Below are 17461 nucleotides of genomic sequence, written 5' to 3'. Positions count from 1 at the left end.
GGTTCGGGCAAGGTGCCGGAAACCGGCCGGGCAGCCGCCCGGAGGCGGCCGGAACAAGATGCCGGAAAGCCGTCGGCCGACATGCGCACTTGATGTTGAACCCTGAACGGAATACCTCTACAGTCATCACTCGTTTAATCTTCAACATCAAGCGGGCGGCCCGGTGCCCATGCTGCATCCGGACCGCCGCCTCAGGCAGAGGAGTGCAGTCATGGGCATTTTCGGACGGGGCAACGACACGGCGGACGCGGCGGTCGCGCAGGCGGGTCCGGACGCGGCGCTCTCCGGCGACTACACCATCGACCCCTCGCACACCACGATCGGCTTCGTCGCCCGGCACGCCATGGTCACCAACGTCAAGGGCGGCTTCCTGGACTTCGAGGGCACCCTGCACCTGGACGCCGCGAACCCGGCGGCCTCCACCGCGTCCCTGGACATCACGATGGACAGCATCGACACCGGCTCCACCGACCGTGACGCCCACCTGCGCAGCGCGGACTTCTTCGACACCGAGACGCACCCGAAGATGACGTTCCGCTCGACGTCGGCCGAGGCGGTGGGCGGCGACTCCTACCGGATCACCGGTGACCTCTCGATCCTCGGCACCACCAGGCCGATCACCATCGACCTGGAGTTCAACGGCTTCGCCAAGGACCCGTTCGGCAACGAGCGGGTCGGCTTCGAGGGGACGGCGCAGCTGCTGCGCTCCGAGTACGGGTTGACGTGGAACGCGGCGCTGGAGACGGGCGGGGTGCTGATCTCCGACCGGATCAAGCTGAACTTCGACATCTCGGCGATCAAGAACAAGGGTTGATCGCCGCTTCCGGCGCCCCCGGCGCCCGGGCCAAGGCGCGGGGACGGGGGGCGGCCGCACCGCCATCGGCCGGGGCCGGGGCGCGTTAGAAGCCGCCCCCGCCGCCGAAGTCCCCGCCGCCGAACCCGCCGCCGTCACCGCCGCCGAACCCGCCGCCGAAGTCGCCCTGGTCGAAGTCGCCGCCGGAGTAGTCCCCGCCGGAGCCGTCCCCGGGGCCGCCGAAGTCGCCGTAGCCGCCGCCGTAGTCCGCGGCGTAGCCGGGGCTGGCCATCATGTTGCCCAGCAGGGTGCCGATGAGCAGGCCGGGCAGCAGCCCGCCGCCGAAGTAGCCGCCCGCCCAGGGCCCGTACGCGGGTCCCGCCTCCCAGTACGGGCGGCGGCCGTAGGCCGTCTCGACGGTCCTGGCCATCGGCTCCTCGCCCTCCCGCAGCCGGGTGGCGTCGGCTTCGCAGACCGGCACATCGCGCTCCGTGCCGCCGGGCGGCGCCCAGCGGACGTCGGCCACCGACGGGCCGTGCCGCGGATCGAAGAAGCACGGCGGACGGCGCTCGGGCAGCGGTCGGCCGGCCCTGCGTGCGGCGAGTGCGGCCAGCGAGAACCGGCCGTCCTCCAGTGCCTCGGTGACGCCCTTGACGTCCTCCGGGCGCTGCGCGGCGGCCATCCGGGCCTTCGCCCGTTCGTAGGCGTCGAGGCCGTGCTCGTAGTCGCCGCGCATGGCGTCGTCCGCGCCGGGCTCGCGCGGGCTGAAGTCGAGCCGGTCCAGTTCCTCGCCGAAGGCGGTGATGTCCTCGTCCACGACGACGCGCAGCCGCTCCAGGGCCGCGCGCTGCTCCTGGATGTGCCTGCGGCGGTTCGTCCGGGTCACCGTGTACGCCGCGGCGCCGCCCAGCACGATCACGGCGCCCACGCCGATCAGGGCCGCGGAGGGCACGCCGCCGTCGCCGTCCCAGGAGGACGGGGCGGAGCCGTGCGCGCCCCGGATGGCCTGGTCGGCGAAGGAGTTGAGCTGGGTCGTGGCGCTCTGGCCCTGCACCGAGGCGACCAGGTTGTCCACCGCACGCCCGGAGAGCACGGAGGAGTCGGCGCGGGCGTCGAAGGCGTTGCCGAGGCGGATGCCGTAGACGCCGGTGATGCCGGTCTCGGTGCGCAGGTCGCGGAAGAGGTCCTGGGTGGGGAAGCCGGCCGGCAGCACGGCGATGAAGACCGGCTTGTCGGCCTTCTTGATCTTGTCGGAGAGTGCGTCGGCGTCCGCGCGGGAGAGTTGGGAGGCCGCTGCCGGGTGCACGTACACCGGGCCGTCGCGGAGGGCGTCCGCGATCCGGGACACATCGGCTTGGGTGGGGGCCTGGGCGGAGGCGCGGGCGATGTCCTGGGCCATCTGTGTGGTGGACGTGCTCGTGGCGGCGGTCGTCGTCGCGCCCCCGCCACCTGAGCCTCCGGAGCCCCCGGAGAAGCTCGGCACGGCCAGCGCGAGCGCCGCCACCACGGCCACCACGAACACGATCAGCAGCCGCAGCACCCTGCGGGGCGTGATGCGGCGCCCCGCAGAGCGGGCGACCGCACCGGACACACCGGGCGGGCCGCCGGCCCTGGGTATGTGCGCCTTCATGATTTGAATCTACCCGAAATACGACGAAGGCAGACATTCAGCGCCGGCCTGCTCCCGGCGCGCGGACCGCCGGTCCCGGCCCCTCCGGGGCGCGGGGAACTGCGCGACCGGCCACGACGACACCGCACCGCCGCTACCGTCCCGAAGGGGCCGTATCCGTCCCGTTCGGTGGGGGCACCTGTCACGCCCTTGAGGCAGTGGGGGACGGCCGGTGGTGTCGCGCGCGTGGTTCCCCGCGCCCTGACGGGCGCCTCCGCTCAGATCGCCCGGTACGCCTGCGTGAGCTCGCCGATCGCAGCGGCGTAGTGGCCGGTCAGCAGCAGGTGGTCCGCCTCGGCGAAGGGACCCGACACGGCGGCCGTCAGACGGTCGCCGACCCGCTGCTGGACAAGCTGCCGCGCCTGGCCGACCAGGGCGCGGCCCGCCTTCGCGGAGTGCACGTGCTCCGCCGCGGTCGCCAGCCCCTTCAGCGCCTTCAGGGCGACGGCGCCACCGCGCACCGGGGTCGCCCCGGTGGTCAGCCCCCAGCCGAAGGGGAACTGCGGGTCGTAGCTCTCGTCCCCGACGTTGATGGGCAGCTGGTCCTGGGACTTCGGCCAGGTCACCGGGAGCTGCCCGGTGAAGGGCCGGGTGCCGTAGAGCACGTCGGCGACGCCCTCACCCTCGGTGCCCGGCAGCCAGGAAGCCACGACGGCGTCCATCTCGCCGAGCCGGTCGCCGATGAGCTGCGGCCGTCCGGAGACGATCAGCACCGCGCACGTCATGGCGCCGCAGACCTTGTCCACGGCGGCCTTGTCCGCGGCGCTGAGCTCCAGGTCGTGTCCGTTGCCGACGTCGCCTACACCCTCCGCGTACGGCTTCTCACCGACCACGACCACGCCGACGTCGTAGCCGTCGGTGGACGCGGAGGCGTCCTTGGAGTAGTCGATCCGGGCGTTCGGCGCGGCCTGGCGCATGCCCTGGAGGATCGTGGTGCCCTTGGTGATCGCGCCGGAGGAGCCCTGCCAGGTGACGGTCCAGCCGCCGGTCTGGTTGCCGATGTCGTCGGCGTTGGACCCGGCCACGTACACCTTCTGGTCCTTCCGCAGCGGCAGGACCGGGTGGCCGCCGGTGCCGTTCTTCAGCAGCACCTGGGACTGAGCCGCGGCCTGCCGGGCCACCGCGCGGTGCGCCGCGGAGCCGATGTCGGCCGCGCCGCTGGTGTCCGCGTAGGGGTGCTCGAACAGGCCCAGCTCGAACTTCTCGGTGAGGATGCGCGAGACGGCGTCGTCGATGCGGGCCTGCGAGATGGTGCCCGCGTTCACCTGGCCGGTGAGCGCCGAGAGGAACTCCTGGTACTTGTTGGGGACCATCACCATGTCGACGCCCGCGTTGACGGAGATGCGCACGTCCGCCGGGTAGTCGGGCGAGATCTGGTCGATGGCCGCGTAGTCGCTGATGACGAAGCCGTCGAAACCCATGTCGCCCTTGAGGGTGCCGTTGATCAGGTCGCCGTCGGCGTGCATCCTGACCGGTGTGTCGTCCTCGTCGGTGATCTGCATCGACGAGTAGGACGGCATCACCGAGCCGACGCCGCGCCGCACCGCCTCCCGGAACGGCGGGAGGTGGATGTCCTCCAGCTGCTTCCTGGTCACCTTGGTGACGCCCTGATCGATGGTGTACGAGCCGTTGGTGGACGAGCCGTAGACGGTGCCGCCGTCGCCCACGTAGTGCTTGGCGGTCGCCAGCACCTTGTCGTTGCGGGAGAGCCCGGAGCCGTCCGCGGGGCCCTGGAGGCCCTGGACGATGGTCTCCATGGACGTGACCAGTGCCGGGTCCTCGCCGAACGACTCGTAGGAGCGGCCCCAGCGTTCGTCGCGGCTGACGCACAGGCAGGGCGCGAAGTCCCAGGGGACGCCGGTGGCTCGGGTCTCCGCCGCGGTGACCTCACCGGTCTTCTCGGCGAGTGCCGGGTCGCGGGTGGCACCGAGGCCGATGTTGTGCGGCTGGATGGTGGCGCCGACGAGGTTGTTGTGGCCGTGCACCGCGTCCACGCCGTAGATCAGGGGGATCTGCAGCGGGGTGGCTAGGGCCCGTTCCTGGTAGCCGTCGATCATGTCGGCCCAGGCCTGGGGGGTGTTGGGGGTGGGCACGGAACCGCCGCCGGAGAGCAGTGAGCCGAGCCGGTAGGTGGTGATGTCCGCCGGGTTCCTGATCGCGGCACGCTCCGCCTGGGTCATCTGGCCGACCTTGTCGGCGAGCGACATCCGCGAGAGCAGGTCGAAGACGCGGTCCTTGATGGGCAGCCGGGCGTCGAGGTACGGCATGTTCTGGGCGTTGACGACGATCCTCGGCTGCTGCCGCGGTGCGGTGGCGCCGGTGACGTCGAGCTTCAGCGGGATGGTCCGCGCGGTCCGCTCGCCCCGGGCCGCCCGGGTGTGCACCGCGACGGTGCGGGTGGCCCCTGAGGCGGTGCCGGCCGGGAAGGTGACCGTGCCGGAGACCGGGGTGTAGTCCTCGTCCGGGGCGGCGCTGCCCCCGCTCGTCGCATACGCGACGGTGACGGGCCGGGCGGCGGGGGCGCCGCCCGTGGTCCTGAGCGTGACGGTGACGTGTGCGGTGCCGCCGCCCTCGACGGGATAGACCGCGGCGTCGGTGACGACGCCTGCCGCGGCGCCGGCTGCCCCGGCCGCGGTGGCGGACGAGGCGAACGGCAGCAGGCCCGCGATCAGGCCGGCCGAGACGAGCAGGGCTCTTTTGCGCATCGCTGTCCCTTCAGGGGAACTTGCGGAGCTCGCGGCCGAAGGCGTGCGGCCTTCGGCCACCGCCGCGCACTCATGACGGAGGCCTGCCCGGACGACCTTCGCACCCTCGAAGACCCACCGGACAGGCCTATTTCACGGCGTGAGTAAAGTGGCATGTCCCGAATTCGTCAAGACCTGACACCATTTCAGGCCGGGGGCCACACCTTTGGCGGGGACCCCGGGATCCGTCGTCGGACGGCTTGACCTGGTGGTGTTCCGTCGCGACCGGTCAGGGGCTTCCGTCGCGACCGGTCAGGGGCTCACTCCGTGGGGTCGACCCCGGCGCGCAGCAGGCCGTAGGTGTAGGCGTCCTCCAGGGCCTGCCAGGATGCGGCGATGACGTTGTCGCCGACGCCGACCGTGGACCACTCGGCGCTGCCGTCGGAGGTGGCGATCAGGACGCGGGTGGTGGACTCGGTGCCGTGCCGGCCCTCCAGGATGCGCACCTTGTAGTCGACCAGCTCCAGCTTGGCGAGCTGGGGGTAGAACCGCTCCAGGGCGACCCGCAGCGTGCGGTCGAGGGCGTGCACCGGGCCGTTGCCCTCGGCGGTGGCGACGATCCGCTCGCCCTTCGCCCAGAGCTTGACGGTGGCCTCGTTGGCGTGGGTGCCGTCCGGGCGGTCCTCGACGATGGCGCGCCAGGACTCGGTGCGGAAGTAACGCAGCGGACGGCCCTCGGCCTCCTCGCGGAGCAGCAGCTCGAAGGAGGCGTCGGCCGCTTCGTACGTGTAGCCCTTGAGCTCGCGCTCCTTGACCCGCTCGACGACCCGGCCGACCAGCTCCCGGTCGCCGCCGAGGTCGATGCCCAGTTCCTTGCCCTTCAGCTCGATCGAGGCCCGTCCGGCCATGTCGGAGACCAGCATCCGCAGGCGGTTGCCGACCAGCTCCGGGTCGATGTGCTGGTAGAGGTCCGGGTCGACCTTGATCGCGGAGGCGTGCAGGCCCGCCTTGTGCGCGAACGCGGAGACACCCACATAGGGCTGGTGAGTGGACGGCGCCAGGTTGACGACCTCGGCGATGGCGTGGGAGACCCGCGTCATCTCCCGCAGGCTGCCCTCGGGCAGTACCTGCCGGCCGTGCTTCAGTTCCAGCGCGGCGACCACCGGGAAGAGGTTGGCGTTGCCGACCCGCTCCCCGTAGCCGTTGGCCGTGCACTGCACATGGGTGGCGCCGGCGTCCACCGCGGCCAGCGTGTTGGCGACCGCGCAGCCCGAGTCGTCCTGGGCGTGGATGCCGATCCTGGCGCCGGTGTCGGCGAGCACGGCGGCGACCGTGGCCTGCACCTGCGCGGGCAGCATGCCGCCGTTGGTGTCGCAGAGCACGACCACGTCGGCGCCGGCCTCGGCGGCGGTGCGGACCACGGAGGTGGCGTACTCGGGGTTGGCCCGGTAGCCGTCGAAGAAGTGCTCGCAGTCGACGAACACCCGGCGGCCCTGTGCGCACAGGTGGGAGACGGTGTCGCGGACCATCTCCAGGTTCTCCTCCAGGGTGGTGCGCAGGGCCAGCTCGACATGGCGGTCGTGCGCCTTGGCGACCAGTGTGATCACCGGGGCACCGGACTCCAGCAGCGCCTTGACCTGCGGGTCCGCCGCCGCGGTGGTCCCGGCGCGGCGGGTGGCGCCGAAGGCCACCAGGCGGGCGTGCCGGAAGGTGATCTCCTCGCGGGCGCGGGCGAAGAACTCGGTGTCCCTGGGGTTGGCGCCGGGCCAGCCGCCCTCGATGAAGCCCACCCCGAAGTCGTCCAGGTGCCGGGCGATGGCCAGCTTGTCCGCGACGGTCAGGTTGATGCCCTCGCGCTGCGCGCCGTCACGCAGCGTGGTGTCGAAGACGTGGAGCGCCTCGAACCTGTCGTCCGTGGCCTGACCGGTGCTGTTCATGCTGTGTGACTCCTGTCGGATGAGGGGCCTGGGCTGGATCCTGGCTCCACCTGCCCCCATCGTCGCGTGCGTCCCGTTCCCTCCAGGGTGGGGTGGCGGAAACGAAAAAACCTCTCGCGGGTGCGAGAGGTCTGCGCGCGGGTCTGGGGCACGGTGCCGCTGCCGCGAGGTCTGTCGCGGGGCAGCGATCACTGCGGACCGGCGCGCCTGCTGCCAATAATCGTGGCGTACGAGGGCACGGGGGCAGTCAACCACATGCCGGCTCCCGTCTGCGGCTCCGTCTCACCATCCGGTCCCGGGTCGGCATGGGGGGCGCCCCCGGACCCGACGGTCCCGTCGGAGCTCGCCGCGCCCACGCGGCGGAGCCACACGATGTCACGGCCCCCCGCCCCGCGCGGGCCGGGACGCCCGCACAGGGCGCGCCATAGTCCACATGCGGACCGTCATCGTCCACGACGAACTCCCTAGCATCGACGACACGCCGGGGACCGCGCGGCTCGGCAGGCTTCTTCCAGACCCCTGACATCGGATGGAGATCCCCATGCGCAGGACGAGCGCACGGTCCCGGATCAGCAGGACCCTCGCCGTTGCGACCGCGGTGGCCGCAGTCGCCGGGCTCACCGCGTGGCAGGGCGTGGCCGCCGAGCCGGCGCCGCGCACCCTCGCGGTCGGCAGCCCGGAGGGCTACGGCGCCGGCACCACCGGCGGTGCGGGCGGCCCCACGGTCACCGTGTCGACCGCCGACGCCTTCATCGACGCCGCCGCCAGCAGCGGACCGCTGCAAATCCAGGTGACCGGCACCATCCAGCTCGACGACATGGAGAAGGTGACCTCCGACAAGACCATCATCGGCTCGGGCACCAAGGGCAGGATCACCGGCGGCGGGCTCAACATCAGCAACGCCAGCAACGTGATCGTCCAGAACCTGACGTTCTCCGGGTCGGACGACGACGCGATCAACGTCCAGTACTCGACGCGCGTCTGGATCGACCACAACGACATCTCCGACGCCTACGACGGCGCCTGCGACGTGAAGCGGGCCTCCGACAACGTGACGGTCTCCTGGAACCACTTCCACGACCAGGACAAGAACGCGCTGCTCGGCCACAGCGACGACAACGGCTCGGAGGACCGCGGCAAGCTGCACGTCAGCTACCACCACAACTGGTTCGACGCCACCACCCAGCGCAACCCCCGGGTCCGCTTCGGCAACCCCGTGCACGTGTACAACAACTACTACAACAACAACAGCGGTTACGGTGTGGCGTCCACCGAGGAGGCCGGCGTCCTCGTCGAGGGCAACTACTTCGAGAACGTCGAGGACCCCTACCACCTGGGCGAGGCCGACTCCGGCCCCGGCTCGCTGGTCGCGCGCAACAACCAGCTCGTGAACTCCGGCCCCGGCCAGACCGGCGGCTCGGTCAGCACCCCGTCGTACGCCTACCGGCTCGACCCCGCGGCGAACGTGAAGAGCATCGTGATGGCCGGCTCGGGCGTGGGCCACGTCTGAGCCACGACCCCCGCTCGCTCCCCGGGACAAGGGCCCTCGCGCCCTTGTCCCGACCCGCGTCCCGCGACCGCGCCCTCGTCCCGGCCCGCACGGCTGTCTCGACCGCGCCCTTGTCCCGCTCCTCCCCCGCCGCTATCGTCCTCGCACCGAACGCCAGGCGCTTGTCACGGACGACGAGGATGCTGCGATGGCGGAAGAGGAACCGGGGCTCTCCCCCTGGGGCGTCCGGCCACTGCGGCCGGACGGTGTCCCGCGGGCGCGCCGGCGGCGCCCCACCATCGGTCTCGTCACGGCCAACATCCACCTGGGGGTGGCGGTCAGCCTCTGGACGGGCGTGCTGGAGGGGGCCGAGCGCGGCGACGCGCACGTGATCTGCTTCCCCGGCGACGCCCTCAGCCCCGGCCGCGCCCCCCGCAACGCCGCCTACGACCTGGTGGACGCAGCGGCGCTGGACGGTGCGATCTGCTGGACGTCGACGCTGGGCCTGCCCGCCGCGCCCGCCGCCCGGCACCCCGGCGGCCACGAGACGTCCCGGCGCACCGCGGACCGCCTCGTCGAACGGCTCGGGGACCTGCCGGTGATCAGCCTCAACCGCGCCCTCGGCGACCACGAGACCCTGCTGCTCGACTCCTACGCGGGCATGCGGGGCGCGGTCGGCCACCTGGTCCAGGAGCACGGCCGCAGCCGGCTCGCCTGTATTCGCGGCCCGCTCGCCCACCCGGTCTCCGTCACCCGGTTCCGGGCGTACACCGATGCGCTGACGCGCCACCGCATACCGTACGACCGGTCCCTGGTGGCCGCGTCCGTGGACTTCGCGGGCGGGGCCGGCGCCGCGGCGATGCGGGTGCTGCTCGACGTACGGGGCCTCAAGCCGGGGCGGGACTTCGACGCCGTCGTGGCGTGCAGTGACGTCCTGGCCGCGGACGCGCTGCGCACCCTCGCCGAGCGGGGCGTGCGGGTGCCCGAGGACGTGGCGCTGATCAGCTTCAACGACTCCACCGAGGCCCGGCTCAGCGACCCCCCGCTCACCTCGGTGGCGCTGCCGTTCGGCGAGCTGGGCGCACTGGCCGTGGACACCCTGCTGGCCCGGCTGCGCGGGGCGGCGCCGCCGGAGCGCCGGGTGGTGCCGGGCCAGCTCGTCGTCCGCCGCTCCTGCGGCTGCCGCTCCCCGCTGGTCGCCCAGGGCGCGCCCGACACGCCGGCTGCCCCGCACGGCGGCCCGGACACCGACGCGAGCACCGCACACCCGCCGCTGCCGGCCACCGCCGGCCTTGCCGCCGCGCTGCGTGCCGACGCCCGCGGCGACACCCCCGACGGCCTGGCCTTCCTCACCCTGCTTCAGCGGCGGGTCAGCGGCGGGCTGCGGTCCTTACCGGCCCCCGCGGCCTTTGACCGCGCCCTGCTGGGGCTGCGCGGCGAGACGTTGCCGGCGCTGCCCGACGACGCGGCACGCGCGCGTGCCGAGCGGCTGATCGGCCAGGCCAGGCTGCTGGTCGCGGACAAGGCGCAGCGGCTGCTGGAGTACGAGCGGTGGGGCATGGAGCAGGAGTCCCGGCGGCTGCGCGCGCTCGGCACCGCGCTCACCACGGCCGCGGACACCGCGGAGATCTCCGCCGCGCTCGACCGCCATCTGCCGGGCCTCGGCGTGCCCGGCTGCACCCTGCTGCCCGTGACGGCCACCGCGGCGGCGCTCCGCCCGCCGGCGGACCGGCGGGGCACCCTCGTCCTCGAACCGCTGTCGGCCGGCGGCGAGCGCCTGGGCTTCGCCCTCTTCGACGCCGGTCCGCCCGCGGCGGCGGCCCGGCAGGGTGCGCTTTTCCGGGCGCTCGGCGACCAGATCAGCGCGGCCCTGAAGGGCGTTCGCCTCCTCGACGAGGTGCGGCGGGCCCGGGACGCCGCCGAGCAGGCCAACCAGTTCAAGACCAGCCTGCTGGGCAACGCCGCGGACGAGCTGCGCACCCCGGTGGAGGCGATCTGGCGGCTCACCCGCGGCCGGGACCCGGCCACGGCCGGATACGCCGACCGGCTGCTGCGTCTGGTCGACGACCTGCTGGTGCTCTCCCGGTCCGGTATCGAGACGCTGGACCTCACCCGCCGGCTGCTCGATCCGCGCCCGGTGCTCGCCGACGCCTTCGCCGCGGTGGCGGGCGCCGCGCCCGGCCGGGCCCGCTGGCGGCTGACGCTGCCGCGGCGGCTGCCCGCGCTGGGGGCCGACGCCGTCCGGCTGCGGCAGATCGTCGTCAATCTGCTCACCGTGGCCGCCGGCCCCGACACGGCCCTGACCGCGGAGGCCGGGCCCGCCACCCTGCGGGTGCGGGTCACCGGCGCCGACCGGGAGCTGCTGGCGGCGTCCGGGCTCGCCGAGGACGACGAGCGGCTCTTCCAGCCGTTCGCCGCGCAGGTGCCCGGCAGCCGGCTGGGCCTGGCCATGGCGCGGCGGCTCGCGGCGCTGCACGGCGGCTCGGTGACCCTGCACCGGTCCCTCGGAGGGCCGGAGTTCCGCCTTGAGCTGCCGCTGCCGACCCCGTCCGGGCGTACCGGGCCGCCCGGCCGGGTGCTGCTGGTCGCGGCGCCGTCGGGACCGCCCGCCGAGGTCACGGCGCTGGCCCGGCGGCACGGCCTGCCGGTGCGGCTGCTGCACCCGGACGACGAGGTGGCGGCCCTGGTCGGGCAGCCACCGGCCGCGGTCGCCTGGGACGCCTGCCTGGTCAGGCCCGAGGAGTGGGCCATGGTGCACCGGCTGGCCGGCCATCCGGCGCTCAGGCACGTGCCGTTCCTGCTCTACGGGCCGGTCACCGGTGAGGGCCTGGACGAGGCGCTGCGGGCGCTGCGGCCGGCCGGCCCCGCGGAGCCCGCGCTGATCGCGGACGGCGCCGAGCCGTCCCGGGAGTGGCTGCGGCGGCTGGTCGGCGGGGTGCTGCCGGGGCGCACGGTGCGGGCGGCCGCGGACGGCACCTCCGCCTGTGCGCTGTTCGCGGAGGAGGCGCCGGCGCTGCTCGTGGTCGACAAGTCGCTGCCCGACATGGACGGCTTCGAGCTGGTGGAGCGGCTTCGGGAGGCCACCGGGCAGGCGGCGGGGCAGCCGGGGGTGCCGGTGCTGATGCTCAGCTCGACCGGGTTCAGCCGCGCCGAGGCCCGGCGTGCGGTGCGGCATCCGGAGGTGGTGCTGCTGGGCCGGGGGGTGCTGACCGACGACGAGACGGCGCGGCTGATCGCGCAGCTCCTGGAGCGCACGGACGCGGCCACCCAGCGCACCTTCGCACCCGTCCGGTATGCGGTGGCGTACCTGGAGCAGCACTACCGGCACCGGTTCGCGCGCCGTCAGGTCGCCGAGGCGGCCGGCCTCAGCGAGGATCATCTCGGCCGGCTCTTCCACCGGGAGCTGGGGATCACCCTGTGGGAGTACCTGACCCGACTGCGCATCGAGCGGGCCAAGCGGAGGCTTGCGCTCAGCGACGACAGCGTGAGCACGGTGGCCCGCTCTGTGGGGTTCCGCGACCGGGCCTACTTCAGCCGCGTGTTCCACCGGGTGGCGGGGGTCGCCCCGCACGCGTACCGCGACGCGAGCAGGGCGCCCCTCGACGGGGTGCCGTCCGCGTCGGGCGACCCCGTCCTCCCGGGTCCCGGTACCCCTTGACGGACACCGGTGGCGCAATCACGGACGCCGGTGGCGCGCCGGGCGGGGTGCGCCCTGGCACAGGGCGCAAGGCGCGCCCTTGGCTCAGGCGAGGTCGTGCATCCAGCCGTACGGGTCGGGTGCGACGCCGGTCTGGAGGTCGAGGAGGGCCTTGCGGAGGCGGAGGGTGACCTCGCCGGGCTGACCGTCCCCCTGCGTCCACTCCCCCGCGTTGGACTTGACCGACCCGACGGGCGTGATGACCGCGGCCGTGCCGCAGGCGAAGACCTCGGTCAGCGCACCGCTCTCGGTGTCCCGGCGCCAGTCCTCCGTCGAGATCCTGCCCTCCTCGGCCGTGTAGCCGAGGTCGCGGGCGAGGGTGAGGAGGGAGTCGCGGGTCACGCCGGGCAGCAGCGAACCGCTCAGCTCAGGGGTGACGATGCGGTCCCCGTACACGAAGTACAGGTTCATGCCGCCCATCTCCTCGACCCAGTGGTGCTCGATCGCGTCGAGCCACACCACCTCGTCGCAGCCCTTGGCCGCCGCCTCCTTCCGGGCGATGAGCGACGCGGCGTAGTTGCCGCCGGTCTTGGCGGCGCCGATGCCACCTTTGACCGCGCGGACGTACTCCTCGGAGAGCCAGACGGAGACGGGGTGCACGCCACGCGGGAAGTAGGCGCCCGCGGGCGAGGCGATCACCATGAACAGGTACTCGCCGGCGGGCCGCACACCGAGCCCGACCTCCGTGGCGAACATGAAGGGGCGCAGGTAGAGGGACTCCTCGCCGTGCGGCGGCACCCAGGCCAGGTCCTGGGTGACGAGGACGTCACAGGCCTCGATGAAGGTCTCGACGGGCAGCTCGGGCATGGCGAGCCGGCGTGCGGAGGCCTGGAAGCGCTTGGCGTTGCTCTCCGGCCGGAAGGTGGCGACGCTCCCGTCGGGCCTGCGGTAGGCCTTGAGCCCCTCGAAGATCGTCTGCGCGTAGTGCAGGGTCATGTTCGCCGGGTCGATGGAGAGCGGCGCGTAGGGGACGAGCTCGGCGTCGTGCCAGCCGCGGCCCTCCGTCCACCGGATGGTGACCATGTGGTCGGTGAAGTGCCGGCCGAACCCGGGGTTGGCCAGGATCGCCTCCCGCTCGGCGTCGGGCAGCGGGTGCGCGGAGGGCTTGAGCTGGATGGTGGGCGTCGGCATCGTCGACATGGTTTCTGTCCTTCACTGTGATGATGACGGCCGCGCTCTCGTCCGTACGTCCGGCGGTCCGGCACTCGGCGGTTCGCGGGGCGCCAGGAGGCGCCCGGGAAACACGGGGAGGTACCGCGATAGTAGGACGTCCGAGCTTCGCTGCATACCGGGGCCTCACGTTCCGTGTCTCACGTGGTGCCCCGGTTGCACGGGTTTCGGCTGCGGCCTGGGTCGGTGGAGGGCGCCCGGCGGCCGCATGGTGAAGCCGCCGGGGGCCCTTGGCTCCGGCGGCTTCGGTGGGTCCGCCGGTCAGGCGGATACTCGGGCTGCGAGCGCGTCGCCGATCTCGTCGGTGCTGCGGGCTCCGTCGCGCTCCGCCAGGTCGGCGGAGACGGCGTCCTCGATGCGCGCGGCCTCGGCGGGGTGGCCGAGGTGGCGCAGCAGGAGGGCGGCGGAGAGGACCGTCGCCGTGGGGTCGGCCTTGCCCTGGCCCGCGATGTCGGGCGCCGAGCCGTGCACCGGCTCGAACATGGAGGGATGGGCGCGCTCCGGGTTGATGTTGCCGGACGCGGCCAGGCCGATGCCGCCGGTGATGGCCGCGGCGAGGTCGGTGAGGATGTCACCGAAGAGGTTGTCGGTGACGATGACGTCGAAGCGCTCCGGCTGGGTGACGAAGAAGATCGTCGCGGCGTCGACGTGCAGGTAGTCGGTGGTGACCTCGGGGTACTCCTGGGCGACCTTGTCGAAGATGTTCTTCCACAGGTGGCCGGCGTGCACCAGGACGTTGTTCTTGTGCACCAGGGTCAGCTTGCGGCGCGGGCGGGCCTGGGCCCGCGCGAAGGCGTCCCGGACGACGCGCTCGACACCGAAGGCGGTGTTCACGCTCACCTCGGTGGCGACCTCGGCCGGGGTGCCCGTGCGCAGGCTGCCGCCGTTTCCGGTGTAGGGGCCCTCGGTGCCCTCCCGGACGACGACGAAGTCGATCCCCGGGCGGCCGGCCAGCGGCGTCGAGGTGTTCGGGAAGAGCTTCGCGGGCCGGAGGTTGACATAGTGCTCGAAGGCGAAGCGGAGCTTGAGCAGCAGGCCCCGCTCCAGGATCCCGGAGGGCACGGAGGGGTCGCCGACCGCGCCCAGCAGGATGGCGTCGTGCTGCCGCAGGGCTTCGAGCTCGGCGTCCGGCAGGGTCTCGCCGGTACGGTGCCACCGCTGGGCGCCGAGGTCGTACTCGGTGGTCTCCAGCTTGACGTCCTGGGGGAGGGCGGCGCGCAGGACCTTGAGGCCCTGGGTCACGACCTCCGGGCCGATTCCGTCGCCGGGGATCACCGCGAGATTGATGGTGCGAGACATGGGGGGCACCCTACTCCCCGTCCCATTGATTGACATAGACGTCCACTATGTGGACTGCGCACGCTGCGAGTGGTGCGGTGGGCGCGCACCGCGGGATGCGTGCGCACCGCGGGATGCGTGCGCACCGCGGAGTGCAGGGGACGCCTGACGTCTGTGCGTGCCGGGACGGTGAGGCGGGCATCCGCCCGATGGCTCGTGCTCGGGGGTGGGGCGGCTCAGACGCCGTGGCCCCACGCCCCGCCGTTGTCCCTGCGGTCGAGGGCGCGCTGGAGGGCGGCGGCGGCCTTCTTGCGCTCGGCCTCGCTGGTACGGGTGCTGCGGCGGACTCGGCGAGTGATCGTCTCGGCCATGACTGATCGGCTCCTTGGCATCCGGGAGTGCGGACGGAAGAGAACGAGCGAAGCCGGAAGGGCGGGGAGCGCGCGCCGCAGGGATCACCTGCCTCGGGCACCGCTCACAACCGCATGCGCCGGGTCTGGCGACACGTTCGGCTCTTCCAAGCTAAGGGAGGAGCACGACGCTGTCTGCAAAATTACTCGGACGTCCTACTATCTGAGACGGAGTTCACCTGTCGGGGCTACGCCCCGTCCCGGGCGTGGCCCCCTTGAGCCGGCGACGACCCGACGGCCTCACCGTGCCTGGCCGCGCCCACGCGACGAAAGCCGCATACCGACACAGCCCCGCGCCCATGGAACCCGCCCTGCATGGACCGGGGCCGCCCTGACCGTAAGGCTGCGCCCCGATAAGGGGCGCGGGGAACTGCGCGAGCAACCACCCACCGACCGGTGGTCCGGACACGACCGAGACGACCCCTTCGGGCCGGCCACGACATGGCGGCCACGTCGCGGCCGGCCGCGCCCACGTGACGGAGCCTCCCCCCACTGCCTCAAGGGCGTGGGAGGCACCCCACGACACAGCCCCGCGCCCTCGGCCGCGCCGGGCCGTGGCGGGCGTGCGCTCCGGGCGTGCGCTCCGGGCGTGCAGCGCTCAGCCGGCGCCGGATGCGGGCCGGGGCTGTGTCGAGGGCGGGGGTCAGCCCATGTGGGGGTAGCTGTAGTCCGTCGGCGGAACCAGGTTCTCCTTGATCGCACGGGTCAGCGTCCACCGCAGCAGGTTCTGCGGCGCACCCGCCTTGTCGTCCGTGCCCGACGCCCGCCCGCCCCCGAAGGGCTGCTGGCCGACGACGGCGCCGGTCGACTTGTCGTTGATGTAGAAGTTGCCCGCGGCGTACCGCAGCGCCTCCCGCGCGCGGGCCACGGCGGCGCGGTCGTTCGCGATGACCGACCCGGTGAGGGCGTAGTCGGTGACCGACTCCATCTGGGCCAGCACCGCGTCGAAGGCCGCCTCCGGGTCGCCGGTGGTGTCGTCGTAGACGTACACCGCGAGGATCGGCCCGAAGTACTCGGTGGTGAAGACCTCGTTCTCGGGGTCCGTGCAGGTGATGACGGTGGGCCGGACGAAGTACCCGACCGAGTCGTCGTAGCTGCCGCCGGCGATCACGGTGCAGCTCGGGTCGGCCTTGGCGCGGTCGATGGCCGCCTTGTTCTTGGCGAAGGCGCGCTCGTCGATGAGGGCACCGATGAAGTTCGACAGGTCGGTGACGTCACCCATGGTGATGCCGTCGACCTCGGCGGCGAACTCCTCCTTGAAGCCGGTGTTCCAGATCGACGCCGGAAGGTAGGCGCGGGAGGTCGCCGAGCACTTCTGGCCCTGGTACTCGAACGCGCCCCGCGTAAGCGCCGTCTTCAGCACCGCGCGGTCCGCGCTCGGGTGCGCCACCAGGAAGTCCTTGCCGCCGGTCTCGCCGACCAGCCGCGGGTACGTCCGGTACTTCTCGATGTTCTGCCCGACGGTCTTCCACAGGTGCTGGAACGTCCTGGTCGAGCCGGTGAAGTGGATGCCGGCGAGGTCGCGGTGGGCGAGGGCGACCTCGGAGACGGCGGTGCCGTCGCCGGTCAGCAGGTTGATCACGCCCTTGGGCAGCCCCGCCTCCTCCAGCAGCCGCATCAGCAGCACGGCGGCCAGGGTCTGGGTGGGGGACGGCTTCCAGATGACCACGTTGCCCATCAGGGCGGGGGCGGTGGGAAGGTTGCCGGAGATCGCCGTGAAGTTGAAGGGCGTGATCGCGTAGACGAAGCCCTCCAGCGGACGGTGGTCGAGCTGGTTCCACGAGCCAGGGGAGTTGGCGACGGGCTGCTCGGCGAGCAGGTCGCGGGCGTACTTCACGTTGAAGCGCCAGAAGTCGATCAGCTCGCAGGGGGCGTCGATCTCGGCCTGCTGGACGGTCTTCGACTGGCCCAGCATGGTCGCGGCGGCGATCGTCTCGCGCCAGGGCCCGGCCAGCAGGTCGGCGGCGCGCAGGATGATCGCGGCCCGGTCGTCGAACGACGTCGCACGCCAGCCCGGTGCCGCGGCCAGCGCGGCGTCGATGGCGTCCCTGGCGTCCTGTTGCGTGGCCTGGCGGCCGGTGCCGAGCAGGGCCTTGTGGTTGTGCGGCTGGACGACCCTGAAGGGCTCGCCGCCGCCCAGGCGCTTGGCGCCCCCGATGGTCATCGGCAGGTCGGTGGGGTTGTCCGCCAGCTCCTTGAGGGCGGCCTCGAGGCGGGTGCGCTCGGCAGAGCCGGGCGCGTAGCCGTGCGGCGGCTCGTTGACCGGCGCGGGGACCTGGGTCACAGCGTCCATGGGTGCCGAATCTCCTTACGGTGTGTGGGTGATCTGCCGGT

10 protein-coding genes are annotated in these 17461 nt (G+C 72.9%); 3 read left to right on the top strand and 7 right to left on the bottom strand.

The features are described from left to right. Positions 1-211 precede the first annotated feature (211 nt). Entirely contained in the window at positions 212-814 is a 603-nt protein-coding gene (locus ACSMXW_RS27160) for a YceI family protein (RefSeq protein WP_485800074.1), read from the top strand. Between the two features lie 85 nt (positions 815-899). On the opposite strand, the gene ACSMXW_RS27155 is transcribed toward ACSMXW_RS27160, so the two are convergent. The 3 genes from ACSMXW_RS27155 to cimA form a co-directional block, all read right to left on the bottom strand. After that, positions 900-2192, bottom strand: coding sequence for a hypothetical protein (locus ACSMXW_RS27155; protein ID WP_485808343.1), 1293 nt, complete (start codon positions 2190-2192; stop codon positions 900-902). Between the two features lie 488 nt (positions 2193-2680). Beyond that, on the bottom strand, positions 2681-5167 hold the full coding sequence (locus ACSMXW_RS27150; RefSeq protein ID WP_485800073.1) for a glycoside hydrolase family 3 N-terminal domain-containing protein: 2487 nt from the start codon (positions 5165-5167) through the stop codon (positions 2681-2683). Between the two features lie 299 nt (positions 5168-5466). Next, entirely contained in the window at positions 5467-7083 is a 1617-nt protein-coding gene (gene cimA, locus ACSMXW_RS27145) for a citramalate synthase (protein WP_485800072.1), read from the bottom strand. Between the two features lie 541 nt (positions 7084-7624). Here cimA and ACSMXW_RS27140 point away from each other — a divergent pair. Together ACSMXW_RS27140 and ACSMXW_RS27135 are read left to right on the top strand one after the other, a co-directional pair. Continuing rightward, the gene (locus ACSMXW_RS27140; protein WP_485800071.1) at positions 7625-8593 is read left to right on the top strand and encodes a pectate lyase family protein; all 969 of its coding nucleotides are present in this window, start codon (positions 7625-7627) and stop codon (positions 8591-8593) included. 187 nt (positions 8594-8780) lie between these two features. Beyond that, the gene (locus ACSMXW_RS27135; RefSeq protein WP_485800070.1) at positions 8781-12230 is read left to right on the top strand and encodes a substrate-binding domain-containing protein; all 3450 of its coding nucleotides are present in this window, start codon (positions 8781-8783) and stop codon (positions 12228-12230) included. Between the two features lie 84 nt (positions 12231-12314). Here ACSMXW_RS27135 and ACSMXW_RS27130 read toward each other — a convergent pair whose 3' ends face one another. The 4 genes from ACSMXW_RS27130 to pruA all read right to left on the bottom strand — a co-directional run bounded on the left by ACSMXW_RS27130 (position 12315) and on the right by pruA (position 17420). Further along, positions 12315-13400 carry a branched-chain amino acid aminotransferase gene (locus tag ACSMXW_RS27130; RefSeq protein ID WP_485808341.1) on the bottom strand — a complete coding sequence of 362 codons (1086 nt, stop codon included), beginning with the start codon at positions 13398-13400 and terminating at the stop codon, positions 12315-12317. A 300-nt stretch (positions 13401-13700) separates the two neighbouring features. Continuing rightward, a complete protein-coding gene (locus tag ACSMXW_RS27125) occupies positions 13701-14738 on the bottom strand; it encodes a 3-isopropylmalate dehydrogenase (RefSeq protein ID WP_485800069.1) in 1038 nt (345 codons plus the stop codon). A gap of 215 nt (positions 14739-14953) precedes the next feature. Then, complete coding sequence (locus ACSMXW_RS27120; protein WP_485800068.1) at positions 14954-15088, bottom strand: hypothetical protein; 135 nt, start codon at positions 15086-15088, stop codon at positions 14954-14956. A 682-nt stretch (positions 15089-15770) separates the two neighbouring features. Continuing rightward, positions 15771-17420, bottom strand: a complete 1650-nt coding sequence (pruA, locus tag ACSMXW_RS27115) for an L-glutamate gamma-semialdehyde dehydrogenase (protein ID WP_485800067.1) — start codon at positions 17418-17420, stop codon at positions 15771-15773. Between the last annotated feature and the right edge of the window lie 41 nt (positions 17421-17461).

It is taken from the genome of Streptomyces sp. DSM 116793 (assembly GCF_057320905.1).
Note: the sequence above shows the minus strand (reverse complement) of the source record. Positions and strands in the feature narration are given on the sequence as shown.